The 14,959-nt window shown below is 71.2% G+C and carries 15 protein-coding genes; 8 read left to right on the forward strand and 7 right to left on the reverse strand.

All coding sequences use genetic code 11. The annotated features are described in order from the left end of the window. Positions 1–74: 74 nt before the first annotated feature. Positions 75–593 (reverse strand): DUF402 domain-containing protein, encoded by a 519-nt coding sequence (locus tag AB0N03_RS20035; RefSeq protein ID WP_364373517.1) that lies wholly within the window; start codon positions 591–593, stop codon positions 75–77. Positions 594–693: 100 nt separating this feature from the next. Here AB0N03_RS20035 and AB0N03_RS20040 point away from each other — a divergent pair, with 100 nt between their 5' ends. The 6 genes from AB0N03_RS20040 to AB0N03_RS20065 are packed head-to-tail and all read left to right on the forward strand — an operon-like array spanning position 694 to position 6,035. Then, positions 694–2,145 (forward strand): DUF5685 family protein, encoded by a 1,452-nt coding sequence (locus AB0N03_RS20040; protein WP_364373520.1) that lies wholly within the window; start codon positions 694–696, stop codon positions 2,143–2,145. Between the two features lie 12 nt (positions 2,146–2,157). Then, entirely contained in the window at positions 2,158–2,769 is a 612-nt protein-coding gene (locus tag AB0N03_RS20045) for a carboxymuconolactone decarboxylase family protein (RefSeq protein ID WP_364373523.1), read from the forward strand. Positions 2,770–2,815: 46 nt separating this feature from the next. Further along, on the forward strand, positions 2,816–4,972 hold the full coding sequence (gene uvrB, locus AB0N03_RS20050) for an excinuclease ABC subunit UvrB (RefSeq protein WP_364373526.1): 2,157 nt from the start codon (positions 2,816–2,818) through the stop codon (positions 4,970–4,972). 48 nt (positions 4,973–5,020) lie between these two features. Next, positions 5,021–5,296, forward strand: a complete 276-nt coding sequence (locus AB0N03_RS20055; RefSeq protein ID WP_364373529.1) for a type II toxin-antitoxin system VapB family antitoxin — start codon at positions 5,021–5,023, stop codon at positions 5,294–5,296. Continuing rightward, positions 5,293–5,691 carry a type II toxin-antitoxin system VapC family toxin gene (locus tag AB0N03_RS20060; RefSeq protein WP_364373532.1) on the forward strand — a complete coding sequence of 133 codons (399 nt, stop codon included), beginning with the start codon at positions 5,293–5,295 and terminating at the stop codon, positions 5,689–5,691. The genes AB0N03_RS20055 and AB0N03_RS20060 overlap by 4 nt, the downstream gene beginning before the upstream one ends. Next, a complete protein-coding gene (locus AB0N03_RS20065) occupies positions 5,688–6,035 on the forward strand; it encodes an MmcQ/YjbR family DNA-binding protein (protein WP_364373535.1) in 348 nt (115 codons plus the stop codon). The genes AB0N03_RS20060 and AB0N03_RS20065 overlap by 4 nt, the downstream gene beginning before the upstream one ends. Here the strand turns inward: AB0N03_RS20065 and AB0N03_RS20070 are convergent. Together AB0N03_RS20070 and AB0N03_RS20075 are read right to left on the reverse strand one after the other, a co-directional pair. Further along, entirely contained in the window at positions 6,032–6,421 is a 390-nt protein-coding gene (locus AB0N03_RS20070) for a VOC family protein (RefSeq protein WP_364373538.1), read from the reverse strand. The genes AB0N03_RS20065 and AB0N03_RS20070 overlap by 4 nt on opposite strands. 90 nt (positions 6,422–6,511) lie before the next feature. Further along, on the reverse strand, positions 6,512–7,906 hold the full coding sequence (locus AB0N03_RS20075) for a S28 family serine protease (RefSeq protein WP_364373540.1): 1,395 nt from the start codon (positions 7,904–7,906) through the stop codon (positions 6,512–6,514). A 226-nt stretch (positions 7,907–8,132) separates the two neighbouring features. Here AB0N03_RS20075 and AB0N03_RS20080 point away from each other — a divergent pair, with 226 nt between their 5' ends. Continuing rightward, the gene (locus tag AB0N03_RS20080; RefSeq protein WP_364373544.1) at positions 8,133–8,636 is read left to right on the forward strand and encodes an SRPBCC family protein; all 504 of its coding nucleotides are present in this window, start codon (positions 8,133–8,135) and stop codon (positions 8,634–8,636) included. Here AB0N03_RS20080 and AB0N03_RS20085 read toward each other — a convergent pair. From AB0N03_RS20085 to AB0N03_RS20100, 4 genes are read right to left on the reverse strand one after another with little or no spacing between them, the layout of a single operon-like run. Beyond that, positions 8,633–9,373: an enoyl-CoA hydratase/isomerase family protein gene (locus AB0N03_RS20085; protein WP_364373546.1), complete on the reverse strand. Its 741-nt coding sequence runs from the start codon at positions 9,371–9,373 to the stop codon at positions 8,633–8,635. The genes AB0N03_RS20080 and AB0N03_RS20085 overlap by 4 nt on opposite strands. Positions 9,374–9,395: 22 nt before the next feature. After that, positions 9,396–9,869 carry a hypothetical protein gene (locus AB0N03_RS20090; protein ID WP_364373548.1) on the reverse strand — a complete coding sequence of 158 codons (474 nt, stop codon included), beginning with the start codon at positions 9,867–9,869 and terminating at the stop codon, positions 9,396–9,398. Beyond that, entirely contained in the window at positions 9,869–10,801 is a 933-nt protein-coding gene (locus AB0N03_RS20095; RefSeq protein ID WP_364373551.1) for an ABC transporter permease subunit, read from the reverse strand. The genes AB0N03_RS20090 and AB0N03_RS20095 overlap by 1 nt, the downstream gene beginning before the upstream one ends. After that, positions 10,798–13,662 carry an alpha/beta fold hydrolase gene (locus tag AB0N03_RS20100; RefSeq protein ID WP_364373554.1) on the reverse strand — a complete coding sequence of 955 codons (2,865 nt, stop codon included), beginning with the start codon at positions 13,660–13,662 and terminating at the stop codon, positions 10,798–10,800. Before AB0N03_RS20100 ends, AB0N03_RS20095 begins: the two co-directional genes overlap by 4 nt. Positions 13,663–13,966: 304 nt before the next feature. Here AB0N03_RS20100 and AB0N03_RS20105 point away from each other — a divergent pair, with 304 nt between their 5' ends. Beyond that, complete coding sequence (locus AB0N03_RS20105) at positions 13,967–14,929, forward strand: TerC family protein (protein ID WP_364373556.1); 963 nt, start codon at positions 13,967–13,969, stop codon at positions 14,927–14,929. Positions 14,930–14,959 lie beyond the last annotated feature (30 nt).

Here is a 14,959-nt window from a genome sequence, read left to right on the forward strand (position 1 = left end):
CCCGCGCCGGGCCGGTGCGGCGCGTCATCAGAACGGTCCGCATCGCATCCATCGTTCGGAGGATGCGGCGGCGCCTAAGGGTGGCGCCGCCAGGTCAGCGTGATGTCCCTCGTGGACAGCCAGGCGGTCAGGTCGTAGCCGTGCGCGGCCAGCCCTTCCACGGTCGCGTAGGTGGTCTCGAGCGCGTACTGCGCGTCTTCAGCGGTGACGAGACCGGCGGCGTGGGCTTCGAGGAGCTCGTCGGTGTCGATCACCCGCAGCGACAGCTTGTCCTTGAGCACCAGATCGACGTAGAGGTCGGTGGCGACCCAGCGCGGGCCGTCGCGGCGGACGCGGACGACGTCGAGGTAGAAGTCCTGGTCGCGTACGTGGCCGGGGGAGAACCAGAAGTCGGTGAGCCGCAGGCCGAGGCCGGGTACCAGCCACGATTCGAGGTAGTGGAACTGGGCGCGACCGGGCGTGGGGCGGGCGAGGTACAGGCCGAACGGCTCCTCGCGGTACTCCTCGACCTCCCGGAGGATCCCCTTCGGGTCGATGTTCGCGCGCGCGGCGGGATCGAAGACCTCGACCTTCGGCGGGTGCAGTGCGGCCATGGCGCTCATCCTGCCGGGCGGATCACGAATCGCGCACAAGCGACGCTCGCGCCACACGTTCGGGCTAAGGTTCGGCGACTGTGGGTGAGGGGAGCCGGGCGTGTTCGGAATCATCAGACCGTGCCGGCATCGGCTGTCCGAAGGCCTGCACGCGGACTGGCTCGCTCACCTCTGCGGGTTGTGTCTCACGCTGCGTGACGAACACGGGCAGCTGGCCCGCGTCGTCACGAACTACGACGGGCTGATCATCTCCGCGCTGGTCGAGGCCCAGACGCCGCGCGCCGACCTTCGCCGCGACGCCGGGCCGTGCCCGCTTCGGGGCATGCGGGCGGCGTCGGTGGCGCGCGGCGAGGGCGCCCAGCTCGCGGCGGCGGTGTCGCTGGTGCTGGCCGCGGCGAAGGTGGACGACCACGTCGAGGACCGCGACGGCGCCTTCGGCCGGCGTCCGGTGGCCATGGCCGCGCGGCGGGTCGCGGCCCGGTGGGCTTCGCAGGGCAGCAGCACCGGCGGCCGGGTCGGGTTCGACACCTCGGTGTTGGTGGACGCGGTCTCGAGACAGGGCTTGCTGGAGCATTCCGTTCGTTTCGGTGACTCGGCGCTCCTCGCGACCGAGCCCGCCGAGCTGGCCACTTCCGCGGCGTTCGCGCGGACGGCGGAGCTGGCCGGGCGGCCGGGGAACGCGGCGCCGCTGGCGGAGGCGGGCCGGCTGTTCGGGCGGGTGGCGCACCTGCTGGACGCGGTGGAGGACTACGCGGCGGATGTCGCGGCCGGTGCGTGGAATCCGTTGCGGGCCACGGGAACCTCGTGGGCCGAGGCGCGGCGGTTGTGCGACGACGCTGTGCTGGGTGTGGAGCTGGCGCTGCGGGAGGCTGCTTTCGCGGAGCCGGGGCTGGTGCACGCATTGCTGGTCCACGAGCTGCGGCAGGCGGTGCGGCGCGCCTTCGGGCACGGTTCGGCGCACGCCCACGGCTCGGGGGCCGGCTCGGCGCACGTCCACGGCTCGGACATCGGGCAGCAGCCGCCGCCCGGGTGGATCGGGCCGGGGCCCACGCCGCCGCAGCATCCGCAGCAGCCGCCGCCGGGCTGGATCGGCCGGGGGCCCGCTCCTCAGCAGTACCCGCACCAGCCTCCGGGCGGCCCGGGATCCGGCGTGCCGCAGGGCTTTCCGCCGCCGGGGCCGGTTCCGCCACCGGGTGCTCCCGGCAGCTGGGGCCCAGGCGGCCCCAACGGGCCAGGAGGTCCGGGAGGCCCCGGTGGTCCAGGTGGGCCCGGTGGCCCCGGCGGACCTGGGGGTCCCGATGGGCCCGGCGATTCCGATGATCCAGAACCGCTCGACGGCAAGGGCGGCGGCCTCTGGTACCCGAAGTTCGCCGTCCCGCCGAAGAAGCGCAACTTCTTCCTCGGCTGCGCGCTCACTCCCTATATGTGCTGCACGTGCCAATTCTGCTGCCGCGATCCCTATCCTGGTCCGTGGAGCGGGAAACCCCACTCCGGCTGCGGTTGCGATTGCGACTGCTGCGACTGTTGTGACTGCTGCGACTGCAGTTGCTGAGGGGGAGGGCCGATGACCGAGCCGATGGCGGACCTGCACGACCGGGGCCGCGAGACCTTCGCCGGGCTGGTCGAGGGCGGTGCGCAGCGGCTCGACGCGCTGTTCGCCACCGTCCCCGCGCTGGGTGAGCTGGCGGTCGGCACGGTCTACGGCCACCTGCACGAACGCCCGGCACTGGACAGCCGGACGCGGGAGGCGGCCACCCTGGCGGCGATCGTCGCGGCCGGGATGGTGGGCCCGCCGTTGAGCGTCCACCTCCGCACGGGTCTCGCTTCGGGACTGTCGCCCGCCGAGGTCTGCGAAGTCGTCGTCCAGACGGCCGCGTTCGCGGGTTTCCCGCGCGCGGTTTCGGCCGCCGACCAGCTGAACCGCCTCTTCGAAGGCCACGGCCTCCCGATCCCGCCGCCGCCCGCTCCGCGCGAGGTGGTGCTGGCCCACCTGGCCGAACCCGATGGGGAAGTCGCCGAGGTGCTCGGGGAGTTCCCGCGCACCGAGGTCCAGGCGACGGGCCCCGACCGGGTGCTGGTCTCCTGCTTCGGGGACGGCCCCGTGCCCGGCGCCGTCCTGCACTGCGCCGTGACCGATGGCGAAGTCACCTCCGTCACGGTGTTCCGGCCCCGCTGACCAGGCCCGACGGAAATTGTCGGTGGGTCGGCTTACTCTGGTCGACGTGGCTTTCGCAACCGAACACCCCGTGCTCGCCCAGTCCGACTTCCGCCCGGTCTCGGAGATCCCCCGGACCGGCGGCCGCTTCGAGGTGGTCAGCGACTACCAGCCCGCCGGTGACCAGCCGGCGGCCATCGACGACCTCGAACGCCGGGTCAGGGCGGGCGAGAAGGACATCGTGCTGCTGGGCGCCACCGGCACCGGCAAGTCGGCGACGACGGCGTGGCTGATCGAGCGCGTCCAGCGGCCGACGCTGGTGATGGCGCCGAACAAGACCCTCGCTGCGCAGCTGGCCAACGAGCTGCGCGAGCTGTTCCCGCACAACGCGGTCGAGTACTTCGTCAGCTACTACGACTACTACCAGCCCGAGGCGTACATCGCGCAGACGGACACGTACATCGAGAAGGACTCGTCGATCAACGACGACGTCGAGCGGCTGCGGCACTCGGCGACGATGAACCTGCTGTCGCGGCGCGACGTCATCGTGGTCGCGAGTGTGTCCTGCATCTACGGCCTGGGCACCCCGCAGTCCTACCTCGACCGGTCGTCGAAGCTGAAGGTCGGCATGCAGCTCGACCGCGACGTGTTCCTGCGGGCGCTCGTGGACGTGCAGTACACGCGCAACGACATCGCCTTCGCGCGCGGCACGTTCCGGGCGCGCGGGGACACGGTCGAGATCATCCCGGCGTACGAGGAGCTGGCGATCCGCGTCGAGTTCTTCGGCGACGAGGTCGAGAAGCTGTACTACCTGCACCCGCTGACCGGGGACATCGTCAAGGAGGTCGACGAGGTCCGGATCTTCCCGGCGACGCACTACGTCGCGGGCCCGGAGCGGATGGAAAAGGCGATCGGGGGCATCGAGAAGGAGCTCGAAGACCGGCTGGCCGAGCTGGAGAAGCAGGGCAAGCTGCTGGAGGCGCAGCGGCTGCGGATGCGCACGGCCTACGACATCGAGATGATGCGCCAGGTCGGGTTCTGCTCCGGCATCGAGAACTACTCGCGGCACATCGACGGCCGCGGTCCGGGCACCGCTCCGGCGACGCTGATCGACTATTTCCCGGAAGACTTCCTGCTGGTGATCGACGAGTCGCACCAGACGGTCCCGCAGATCGGCGGCATGTACGAGGGTGACATGTCCCGCAAGCGCAACCTGGTGGAGTACGGCTTCCGCCTCCCGAGCGCGGTCGACAACCGGCCGCTGACCTGGGAGGAGTTCTCCGACCGGATCGGGCAGACGGTGTACCTGTCGGCGACGCCCGGCCCGTACGAGATGGGCCAGGCGGGCGGTGAGTTCGTCGAGCAGGTCATCCGGCCGACGGGCCTGGTCGACCCGAAGGTGGTCGTGAAGCCGACCGAGGGCCAGATCGACGACCTGGTGCACGAGATCCGGGAGCGCGCGGAGAAGGACGAGCGCGTCCTGGTCACCACGCTGACGAAGAAGATGTCCGAGGACCTCACGGACTACCTGCTGGAGCTGGGCATCCGGGTGCGGTACCTGCACTCGGAGGTCGACACGCTGCGCCGGGTGGAGCTGCTGCGGCAGCTGCGGGCGGGCGACTTCGACGTGCTGGTCGGCATCAACCTGCTGCGCGAGGGGCTCGACCTGCCGGAGGTGTCGCTGGTGGCGATCCTCGACGCGGACAAGGAGGGCTTCCTCCGGAGCGGGACGTCCCTGATCCAGACGATCGGCCGCGCGGCGCGAAACGTGTCGGGTGAGGTCCACATGTACGCGGACAAGATCACCGACTCGATGAAGCACGCGATCGACGAGACGGACCGCCGCCGCGAGAAGCAGGTCGCCTACAACGTGGAGCGCGGGGTCGACCCGCAGCCGCTGCGGAAGAAGATCGCCGACATCCTCGACCGGGTCTACAGCGAGGCCGAGGACACCGAGCAGGTCTCGGTGGGCGGCTCGGGCCGCAACTCCTCCCGCGGCAAGAAGCCGGAGCAGGGCGACCGGGTGCGCAGCTCGGGGATGCTGGTGGACAAGGACGTGTCGGCGATGCCGCGCGCCCAGCTGGCGGACCTGATCCAGCAGATGACGGACCAGATGATGCAGGCGGCGCGCGACCTGCAGTTCGAGCTGGCCGCCCGGCTGCGCGACGAAGTCCAGGACCTGAAGAAGGAGCTCCGGGGGATGGACGCCGCCGGCATCAAGTGACGCCGGTCGTCCGATCGAGTATTACACCCTGCGCGGTATGGTTACACCATGGCGATGAACATCAAGGACCCGGAGGCCGAGCGCTTGGCCGCCGAGGTCGCCGAGCTGACGGGCGACACCAAGACCGGTGCCGTCCGGGAGGCGCTGCGTCTGCGGCGTGACCAGCTGCTCGCGGACACGGAAACGCCCGAAGAGCGACTTGCGCGGTTGCATCGCTTCTTGGAGGAGGAGGTCTGGTCCCAGTTGCCACCTGATCAGCTGGGCGTGCCGATCTCCAAGGAAGAGCAGGAAGACATCCTCGGCTTCGGACCGGAGGGCGTGTGATCATCGATTCGTCGGCCATCATCGCGATGATCAACCGCGAGCCGGAAAGCATGGTCCTCGAGCGGGCACTGATCACGGCCGCCGAGCCCAAGATCGGTGCACCGACCAGGGCGGAGGCGGGAATCGTCCTGCAGGCCAAGTTCGGAATGCGGGGCCGGAGCCTGTTCGAACGGTTCCTGCAGGAGTGGGGGGTGGTCACGCTCCCGTTCGACCACCGCCATGCCGAAGTTGCCATCGAGGCGTTCCAGAGGTTCGGAAAGGGCAGGCACTCGGCGAAGCTCAACTTGGGCGATTGCCATTGCTACGCGACGGCCAAGATAGCCAGGGAACCGTTGCTCTGCATCGGCCAGGATTTCCCGCAGACCGACCTCGACCTCGTCAAGCTCGAGCAGTGAACATCGAAGCCGTCGTCGCCCACTGCCTCGGCAAGCCCGGGGCCGAGGAGACCTACCCCTTCGGTGACCACGTGCTCGTCGCCAAGGTCGGCGGCAAGGGCTTCGCCTTCATCGGGCAGGAGGAGCCCGGCAGCGTCGCCGTCAAATGCGGGGCCACCAAGGACGAAGCCGCCGAGGTCCGGGAACGGTACCCGGACTCCGTCACCGTCATGGACTACCTCGGCCGCTACGGCTGGAACCGCGTCGAGCTCGGCGCCGGTGTCCCCGGCGCCGAACTCGAAGAACTCATCGACGCCTCCTACGACGACGTCGTTCGAAGGCTGCCGAAGGCGAAGCGGCCCTAGCCCGGCGCCGGTGCCTCCGAGTCCGGCTGCAGCATGCCGAAGATGTTGCCTTCGGTGTCCTTGACGTACGCCAGCCACCCGACGCCCGGCACCGGGTTCTTCGGCAGCGCCAGCGATCCACCCGCCTCGGTCACGGCGGCGAGCGCGTGGTCGAGGTCGGTGACGTCGATCGTGTTCACGAAACCGTGCACCGGCGCCGACTCCTCGGGGGCCGGGCCGACGCGGGGGACCAGCCCGCCGTCGATGCCGTCGCCCTCGCCGGTCGTGATCACCCAGTACGGGACCTCGCCCCAGCGTTCGAACTTCCAGCCGAACACCGCCGTGTAGAAGGCCACCGCGCGTTCGGGGTCGCCCGCGTGGATCTCGAAGTGGACGGGACGAGGCATGTGTGCCTCCTCAGGCCGGGCCGTCAGGGTGCCGTGAGACAAGGTGCCGTGAGACTACGCCCGGCCCGAGGAAAGTCCCAGCCGTGAAATTCACAGCGGTGGCCGCGCCGCGAGGGTGAGGTCGGCGTCGAAGTCCGGGAACCCGGCCGGGGCGCTGCGAGCCGTCAAAGCGGCGGACGCAGGCAGCCCCGCCCAGCGCCGGACCGTCGCGGTCGCCGCGGCGGCGTCGGCCGCGGGCAGCTGCGCGATCTTCGAGCCGTGGTTGCCGCCCGGCACGTAGTAGCGGTACGAGTCGCGGCTGCCGAAGCCCAGCTCGAACGGCTCGGCGCCCCACGGGTCGTTCGAGCCGTACACGTACAGCAGCCGGGTGCCGCGGGACTTCACCCAAAAGTCGATGTCCGGCATCGCCAGGTAGTCGAACCGCGGGATCTTGACCGACGAAGGCACGAACGTCTTCGGCTGGTCGGCGCCGGGGTAGCGGAGCAGGTCGCGCAGGTAGCCGTCGTACGCCTCGGGCGAACCCAGCTGCGCGGCCGCCTGGTAGTAGTACGGGATGAACGGCTCGAGGTCCTGGTCCGAGTAGGTGTTGAGGCTCTCCACCTTCTCGTACCAGGCGTAGACGTCGGCCGCGGGCGCGCCCGGCGCCGGCACCGTCGCACAGTCCGCCTGCTTCTGGTACTGCCAGAACGCGAAGTACGAGTCGATCACCGAGATCTCGAGGGACTTGTCGGCCGAGCCGACGATCGAGAACGTCAGGCCGCGTTTGGCCGCGTCCGCCGCGGCGATCACGCCCAGCTCGTCACGCCGCTTCAGCGCGTCGCGCTGGATGGCCTTGAGCGCGTTACGGCACCCGGGGTCGTCGCCCACCCGGGACAGGAACTTGTTGTAGACGTCGATCGGGTCGATGACGTCGTTGGGCGCGACGTAGGGGACCGTGCCGTCGACGTCGTCGGGGAAGAAGCGCCGGAAGTACGTCGCGGTCATGCCGCCCTTGCTGCCGCCGGTGGCCAGCCACTTGCCCGGGTAGATCGCCTTGAACGCCTGCACCGCGCGGTGCTCGTCCGCGGCGGCCTGCCAGATCGTCAGCTGCTTCGCCCAGTTCTCCGGCTGCGGCCGCGACGGCGTGAAGTACCGGTACTCCATCGAAAGCTGGTTGCCGTCGACGAGCTGCGTCGGCTCGGAGCGGTTCGGCGCGGTGCTGACGTTGTAGCCGCTGGTGAAGGCCACCGTCGGCGCGGCGAAGTCGCGGTGCAGCAGGGTGAACCGCTGCTGGAAGGTGCCCGCGCCGGGGTGGCGGTGGTCGGCGGGCTGGGTGAAGGTCAGCTCGAAGAACCGGAACCCGGCCGGCGCCGGGTCCTCCTGCACGATCGTCAGGCCGGGGATCTTCCGCAGGGCGGCTTCGATGTCGGTCGCCGCGCCCGCGGCGGGCGCGAGCCCGACCACGGCCAGCACGGCCGCCGCGACGGCGGTGAACAGTCTGCGCATGGACGCACCCTCCCCGGCTTCGGATCTCCCCGTGGGACCCTCACAGAACCGGCCGCGGTCGGCAATCGGCTGTCCGGGCGCAGAATCGGTCAGATTCCGACTTTCGGCGGGTGGCGCGCGCGTCCTCCACCGTGCGCAACCGCGGGCACCGTGCGAGTTGTCCGGGTGATCAGCACCACGTTACGGTCCGAAGCCGTAGGCACCGGCATCGAGCGAGGGGTCCGCCATGAAGGTTTCCGACTGCCCTACGACCCAGGTCGAAGTCCGCATCGCCGCGCGGCCGGCCGAGGTCTGGTCCTGGCTGCTGGACATCGATCTGCCGGCCCGGTTCTCGAACGAGTTCCAGGGCGGTGGCTGGGTCGAGGGGTCCGAGCCCGGCCTGGGCGCGCAGTTCCGCGGCCGCAACTCCCACCCGGTCGCCGGGGAGTGGGAGACGGTCTCGACCGTGACCGGCTACGAGCCCGAGCGGCTGTTCGCGTGGGCCGTGATGGACGTGACGAACCCGGCCGCGTCGTGGCGCTTCGAACTCGTCCCCGACGGCGACGGCACGATCCTGCGCCAGTGGGCCCAGATCGGTCCCGGCCCGTCCAACCTGACGACGATCATCGGCTCGATGCCCGAGCACGAGGAGGAGATCGTCGCGATGCGGCTGGGCGAGCTGCAGGGCAACATGCAGAAGACGGTCGAAGGCATCAAGGCCCTCGCCGAGAGCGGCGTGCGCGCCGCCTAGCGGAGCACCTCGTCCACATAGGACTTCACGGCGGCGAGCGCCGCGGGCGAGCGCCATTGCCGCTCGACCTCCGGGTCGTCGGTGTGGCGGTGCTCGGCGATCCGCTCGTGGAAGGGCTGGCGGAGCTGGGCCTTGGTGTGCGCGAACGGTTCGGCGGGCAGCTCGCCGAGCCGGGCCGCGACGGCCAGCGCCCGCTCGAGCACCTCGTCCGGGGGAGCCAGCTCGTCGACCAAGCCGCGCGCGAGGGCGTCTTCGCCGCCGTAGACCTCGCCCGAGTAGGTGAGGGCGGGCAGCGGGGCCGTGCCGTAGGCGCAGCGCAGAATTTCCAGCGCGGCGAGCGGGAAGGGCACCCCCACCAGCAGCTCGGTGACGCCGATGGTGCCGGGCCCGAGGACGCGGTGGTCGCACGCGGCGGCGAGCACGGCGCCGCCGGCGATGGCGGGCCCGTTCAGCGCGGCGACCACCGGACGCGGGAAGCCGAACACGGCCAGCAGCGCGTCCGACAGCAGCGGCAGGAACTCCGACACGTACGCCGCGCCGCCGTCGTGGATCCGCTTGAGGTCCACGCCCGCGGAGAAGATGCGGCCGGTGCCGGTGAGCACCACGGCGCGGGCCTGCGAGGCCTCCTCGAGCCGGAGCACGAGGTCGCGGCAGGAGTCGCTGTCGAGGGTGTTGGCCTTGCCGTGGTCGATCCGCAGCACGGCGACGTCGTGGTGGCTGTCCAAGGTGATCGGCACGGCCCGACCGTACCCCGGACGCTCAGGTCCGGCCGCTCAACCGGACGACGCCGAAGTGCTCCCGCCGCACGAACCCGGCGACCTCGGCCGCCGTCGGCAGCCGGCCGGCCGGGAACCGGAGGCCGATCTGCCGCGCCGCCCCGCGCAGCCCGAGTTCGGTGATCCGGTCCAGGTAGATCCGGACGACGGCGTCCTCGTCGTCGACGAGGACGCCGTGCATCCGCGTGGTCCGCCCGGCGAACGTCACGTCGGCGTCCGCGCCGCCGGTGAAGTTCAGCCGCCAGCCGGCGGGCGTGAGCACGGACAGCCCGCCGGCGTCGCGGTGCGCGGTCACCGGGACCCGGTAGCGGCGTCCGGACCGGCGGCCGGTGAAGGCGAGCAGCATGAACTCGCGGACGCCGCGCCCGAGCGGGCTCGGCAGCAGCGCGCGAAGCACCACGTTGAACGCCTTCACCAGCGGTGCGGGCGGCCGGTGGCCCTCCACCACGGCGGTCATCAGCTGGTGATGTCCTTCCGGGCGAACCGCCGCCCGGCGTAGAGGAAGAACACCGTCCCGTAGATGACCGCCGAAAGCAGGCCGCTCGCCAGGTTGGTCCAGTCGACGTCGGTCGAGATCAGGTCCATCCACGAAAACGCGTAGTGCGTCGGCAGGTAGTTGCGCAGCCCTTCCAGCGCCGTGATCTGGTCGAGGATCTGCGACAGGATCGCCACCAGCACCGCGCCGCCGACCGCGCCCAGCGGGGCGTCGGTCGACACGCTCAGCGCCAGGGCCAGCCCGGCCACCCAGGCCAGCTGCAGGATGATGTACACAGTGGACAGTGCGATGGCCAGCAGGCTGTCGCCGAAGGACACCGCGTCGCCGGTCGGGCTGATCGCGTCGCCCGCGCCGTACCAGAGCACCCCGACGCCGAGGGACACCAGCGGCAGCAGCACCAGCGCCGCCGCCGACAGGAGCCCGGACACGATCGCCTTCTGCCGCAGCACCCGCTGCCGCGGCACCGGGACCGCCAGCAGGTACTTCAGGCTCGACCACGACGCCTCGCTCGCGATGGTGTCGCCGAAGAACAGCGCGACGATCATCGGCAGCAGGAACGTTCCGGACACGAACAGCGCCAGCACGACGAAGTTCGGCGCGGACGCCGTGGCCAGGTCGACGAACCCGCCGCTGCGCCGGTTCGGGTTCGACTGCCCGGCCTCGAACGCGAGCACCAGGATGAACGGCAGGATCGCGACGAAGCCGAGCAGGAACTGCGTGCGCCGCCGCTTGAGCTGGCGCCGCAGCTCGACGCCGAGCCGCAGCGTCCGCCGGGCGCTGTAGCCCTCGACGGCGCCGTCCGGCCCGACCCCGGCGTGCTCGTGCGACGCGACGTCGCTCAGCTCGTCGAGCGCGTGCGGATCGGTGTGCACACCCGATTGCGAGCTGTTCACGACTCTTCTCCGACCAGTTGCAGGAACGCGTCTTCCAGCCGGCGCCTCGGCCCGGCCTGCTCCACCGCGACGCCGGCGCGAACCAGCGCCGCGACCGCCTCGGCGCGCGGCAGCCCGTCGAGGTCGGCGTGCACCAGATCGCCGTCGACGTCGACCGAGGTGACCCCGTCGGCCGCCTTCAGCGCGGCGGCGGCCGCTGCCGGGTCGTCGACCCGGAACGTGGCTTCGCCGCCGGCCGCGGCCAGCTCGCCGACCTCGCCCGAAGCGACCAACGCGCCGCGGTGCATGACCACCACGTGCGTACAGGTCTGCTCGACCTCGGCCAGCAGGTGGCTGGACACCACCACGGTGCGCCCGGTCGCGGCGTACCGCTGCAGCACCTCGCGCATCTGGTGGATCTGGGGCGGGTCGAGCCCGTTGGTCGGCTCGTCGAGCACCATGAGCTCCGGCAGGCCGAGCATCGCCTGCGCGATCGCCAGCCGCTGCCGCATGCCCTGGCTGTAGGTCCGCACGCGCCGGTCGACGGCCGTGCCGAGCCCGGCGATCTCCAGCGCCTCCGCGAAGTGCGCCTTCTCCGCCGGCCGTCCGGTGCTCGCCCAGTACAGCTCGAGGTTCGACCGGCCGGACAGGTGCGGCAGGAACCCGGACCCTTCGACGAACGAGCCGATGCGCGAGAGCACCGGCGCGCCCGCGGTGATCTTGTGCCCGAAGACCCGGATCTGGCCCTGGGTCGGCGTGATCAGGCCCATCAGCATCCGCAGCGTGGTCGTCTTGCCCGCGCCGTTCGGCCCGAGCAGGCCGAGCACCTGGCCCGGCTCGACGCGGAAGGACAGGTCGTTCACCGCGACGAACCCGCCCGGGTACTCCTTGCGCAGCCCCTCGATGACCAGCGGCGTCTTGGCCAGCTCCGGATCGACGTCGGTGGCCCGGCGGCGGCGCAGCGCCGCGAAGAGCACCACGGCCAGGGCGATCACCAGCGTCACGCCGATGCCGGCCAGCTGCCCGACCGGGGCCGGCGAGCCGACGGACGTCCCGGGTACGACCGGCACGGCCAAAGCGGTGCCGCCGGCGAGCGCGACCCGGAACACCGCGGGCGCGGCCGGCGTCGCGAACGCCTGGTCGGTCGTGCCGATCACCAGGCGCAGCGAGTGCCCGCCCTCGATCGGCCGGACGATGCCGGGCAGCGTCACGGTGACGTCGACCGGCGTGCCATCGGCGGGCAGCCCGCTCACCCGGAACGGCGCGATCGCGTTGGCCGGCAGGACCCGGGAGCCGTCCTGGCCGACGTCGTAGAGCTTCGCGAACAGCACCGCGTCCGGCTGCGGGTGCGCCGGGTCCGCGGCGACCCGCAGCCGCACGGTCGAGGAGCCGCTGACGACGACCTGCCCGTCCACCGGCGCGGTCGTGAACTGCGCGGCCTGGCCCGGCGGGTCGTTGCTGAACAGCGCGCCCAGCCGCGACGTGCTGCTCGCTACGCCGTTGAGGCCGGGGATCCCGCTCACCGCCGAGGGGTTCGCCCCGGCGGGGCGCACGATCGCCTGCGCGGGGCCGGCCATCGCCAGCAGCCGCCGCTCGGTGGCCGGGCCGGTCAGCCCGGGGTAGGTGTCTGCGTTGACCGTGCGGACCGATGGCGTTCCGTTGGCGCGCAACGTGCCCTGGACGTCGTAGCTGAACCCGGTGCCCGGGTCGCCGCCCTGGACGGCGGTCCACAGGAAGTCCGCGATCTTCGCGCGCAGCTGCGGCCCGGGCTTGCCGCCGTCGTGGCCGCCGGTGTACCAGATCGTCCGCACCTTGCCGCCCGCCGCGGTGATCTGCCGCGCGGTGGCGTCGGACTGGTCGAGGCCGAACAGGGTGTCGCTCTCGCCCTGGACCAGCAGGGTCGGCACGGAGATCCGGTTCGTCACCGACACGGGGGAGACGCGGCGCAGCAGGTCGACGCTGGCCTGGCTCGCCTGCCCGGTGGTGCCGAGCTCGGTGTAGGCGCGGCAGACGGCGGCGGTGAACCGGCCGCACGGGTCGGCCGGCCCGCTCTGGCGACCGCCGCCCGCGCCCGGGGGCACGGCCGGGACGGCCGCCGCGGCGTTCCCGGCGGCGCCGGTGGACCCGGCGTCCGTCTGCTGCCCGGCTTCCGGCGCTTCGGCCGACGGCGAGCCGCTGGAGGCGGCGCCGGAACCGGCCGAGAAGAAGATGCCGGCCCAGCTCTTCTTGAAGACGCCGTCGGTCGCGAAGGCGCCGGCGGCCGGGGTGCCCGAGGCCTCGAGGCCGGGCGTCGCCGCGTTCGGGACCAGGCCCTGCGCTAGGTCGTTGTAGGTGATCACCGGGGCGATCGCGTCGACGCGCTTGTCCGTGCCGGCCAGCAGCAGCGAGAGCGCGCCGCCGTAGGAGGCCCCGGTGACAGCGACCTGCGGGTCGCCGCCGGCGTCGGTGGTCACCTGGTGCTGTGCGACGAGCCGGTCGATCAGGCGGCTCGCGTCGGCGACCTCGCCGTCCGGGTCGTTGAGCCCGATCTTGCCGGTGCTCTTGCCGAACCCGCGCGCGGACCACGTCATGACGACGAAGCCCTTCCGGGCGAGTTCGCGCGCGTCGTCGGCGACGCTGTTCTTGTCCCCGCCGAACCCGTGCGCGAGCAGCACCGCGGGTGCGGGCACGGTGGCGGGCAGGTAGGTGGTCGTGTCGATCTTGACCTGCTCCGCCGACCCGGGGGCGGCGGGCATGTCGATCAACGCGTCCTGGGTGGGCACCGGCGCGGGCGCGGCGGGCCGCGTGATCCAGAAGACCGCGCCGGCGGCCAGGACCACGACGACGACGGCGAGCGCGGTGAGGCGGGCTCCGCGGGTACGCGGGAGCGGGAGTCGGGGCACGGGGTGACCGTATGTGAAGTTTCCTGAGAGTGTCCTCACCGGCTCACCTCGATCACACGCTCGTGACCGCCTGGTGGACCGAGGTGACCGAAATTACAGGACCAACACGGTGACGTGCGCGATTCCGGCTGGCGCTCGGCCGGGGAGAACCGGCAAACTGGACGCGCTGTGAGGGGAGTATTCCTTCGCGGCGGTGTCGTCAGCACGGTGGCCTGCGCCCCCGGCACCGTCGGCCGGTTGTGTTCACCGGCGGAAGAGACCTCCGGTTAGTTGCTCATGCGCGCTATCCGGAGGTTTCGGTTTCATGAATGTCCCCCTGTGGCTGTGGATCGCCACGATCGGCGGCCTGCTCGCGCTCATCGCGCTGGACCTGGTCATCGTCGATCGCAAGCCGCACGAAGTGACCACGGGGGAAGCCGCTCGCTGGGTGATCTTCTACGTCTCCTGCGCGGTCCTCTTCGGTGCGGGCGTGTGGTACTTCGCCGGGCACGACTCGGGTGTCGAGTTCTTCACCGGGTACATCACCGAGTACTCGCTGAGCGTCGACAACCTGTTCATCTTCATGATCATCATGGCGTCGTTCAAGGTGCCCGCCATCCACCAGCACCGCGTGCTGCTGGTCGGCATCCTGCTCGCGCTGGCCTTCCGCAGCGTCTTCATCGCCATCGGCGCCGCCCTGATCGCGCAGTTCGTCTGGGTGTTCTTCCTCTTCGGCGCGATCCTGGTCTGGACCGCGGTCAGCATGCTGCGCGGCAAGGGCGAGGACGAGGAGTACCACGAGAACGCCGTCACCCGGCAGGTGCGCAAGTTCGCCCCGGTGACCGACGACTACCACGACCACCACTACACGGTGAAGCTGAACGGCAAGCGGATGATCACGCCGATGCTGCTGGTGATCGTGGCCATCGGCTCGGCGGACCTGCTCTTCGCGGTCGACTCGATCCCGGCGATCTTCGGCATCACCCAGGAGGCGTTCCTCGTCTTCACCGCCAACGCGTTCGCGCTGATGGGCCTGCGGCAGCTGTACTTCCTGCTCGGCGGGCTGGTGACGAAGCTGGTCTACCTCACCTACGGCCTCGCGGTGATCCTGGCGTTCATCGGCGCGAAGCTGTTCCTGCACGCCCTGCACGAGTACCACGTCGTGCCGGACTGGCTGGACATCAACAACTGGGTCTCCCTCGGCGTCATCATCGTCGTGCTCACCGTCACCACGGTGGCCAGCCTGGCGAAGGCCCGGCGCGACGAGCGCAAGCAGGTCGCCGCGTAAGTCCCGACGAAGGTCGTTCGCAGCGCTAAG

It is taken from the genome of Amycolatopsis sp. NPDC051061, from assembly GCF_040682935.1.
Lineage (GTDB): Bacteria > Actinomycetota > Actinomycetes > Mycobacteriales > Pseudonocardiaceae > Amycolatopsis.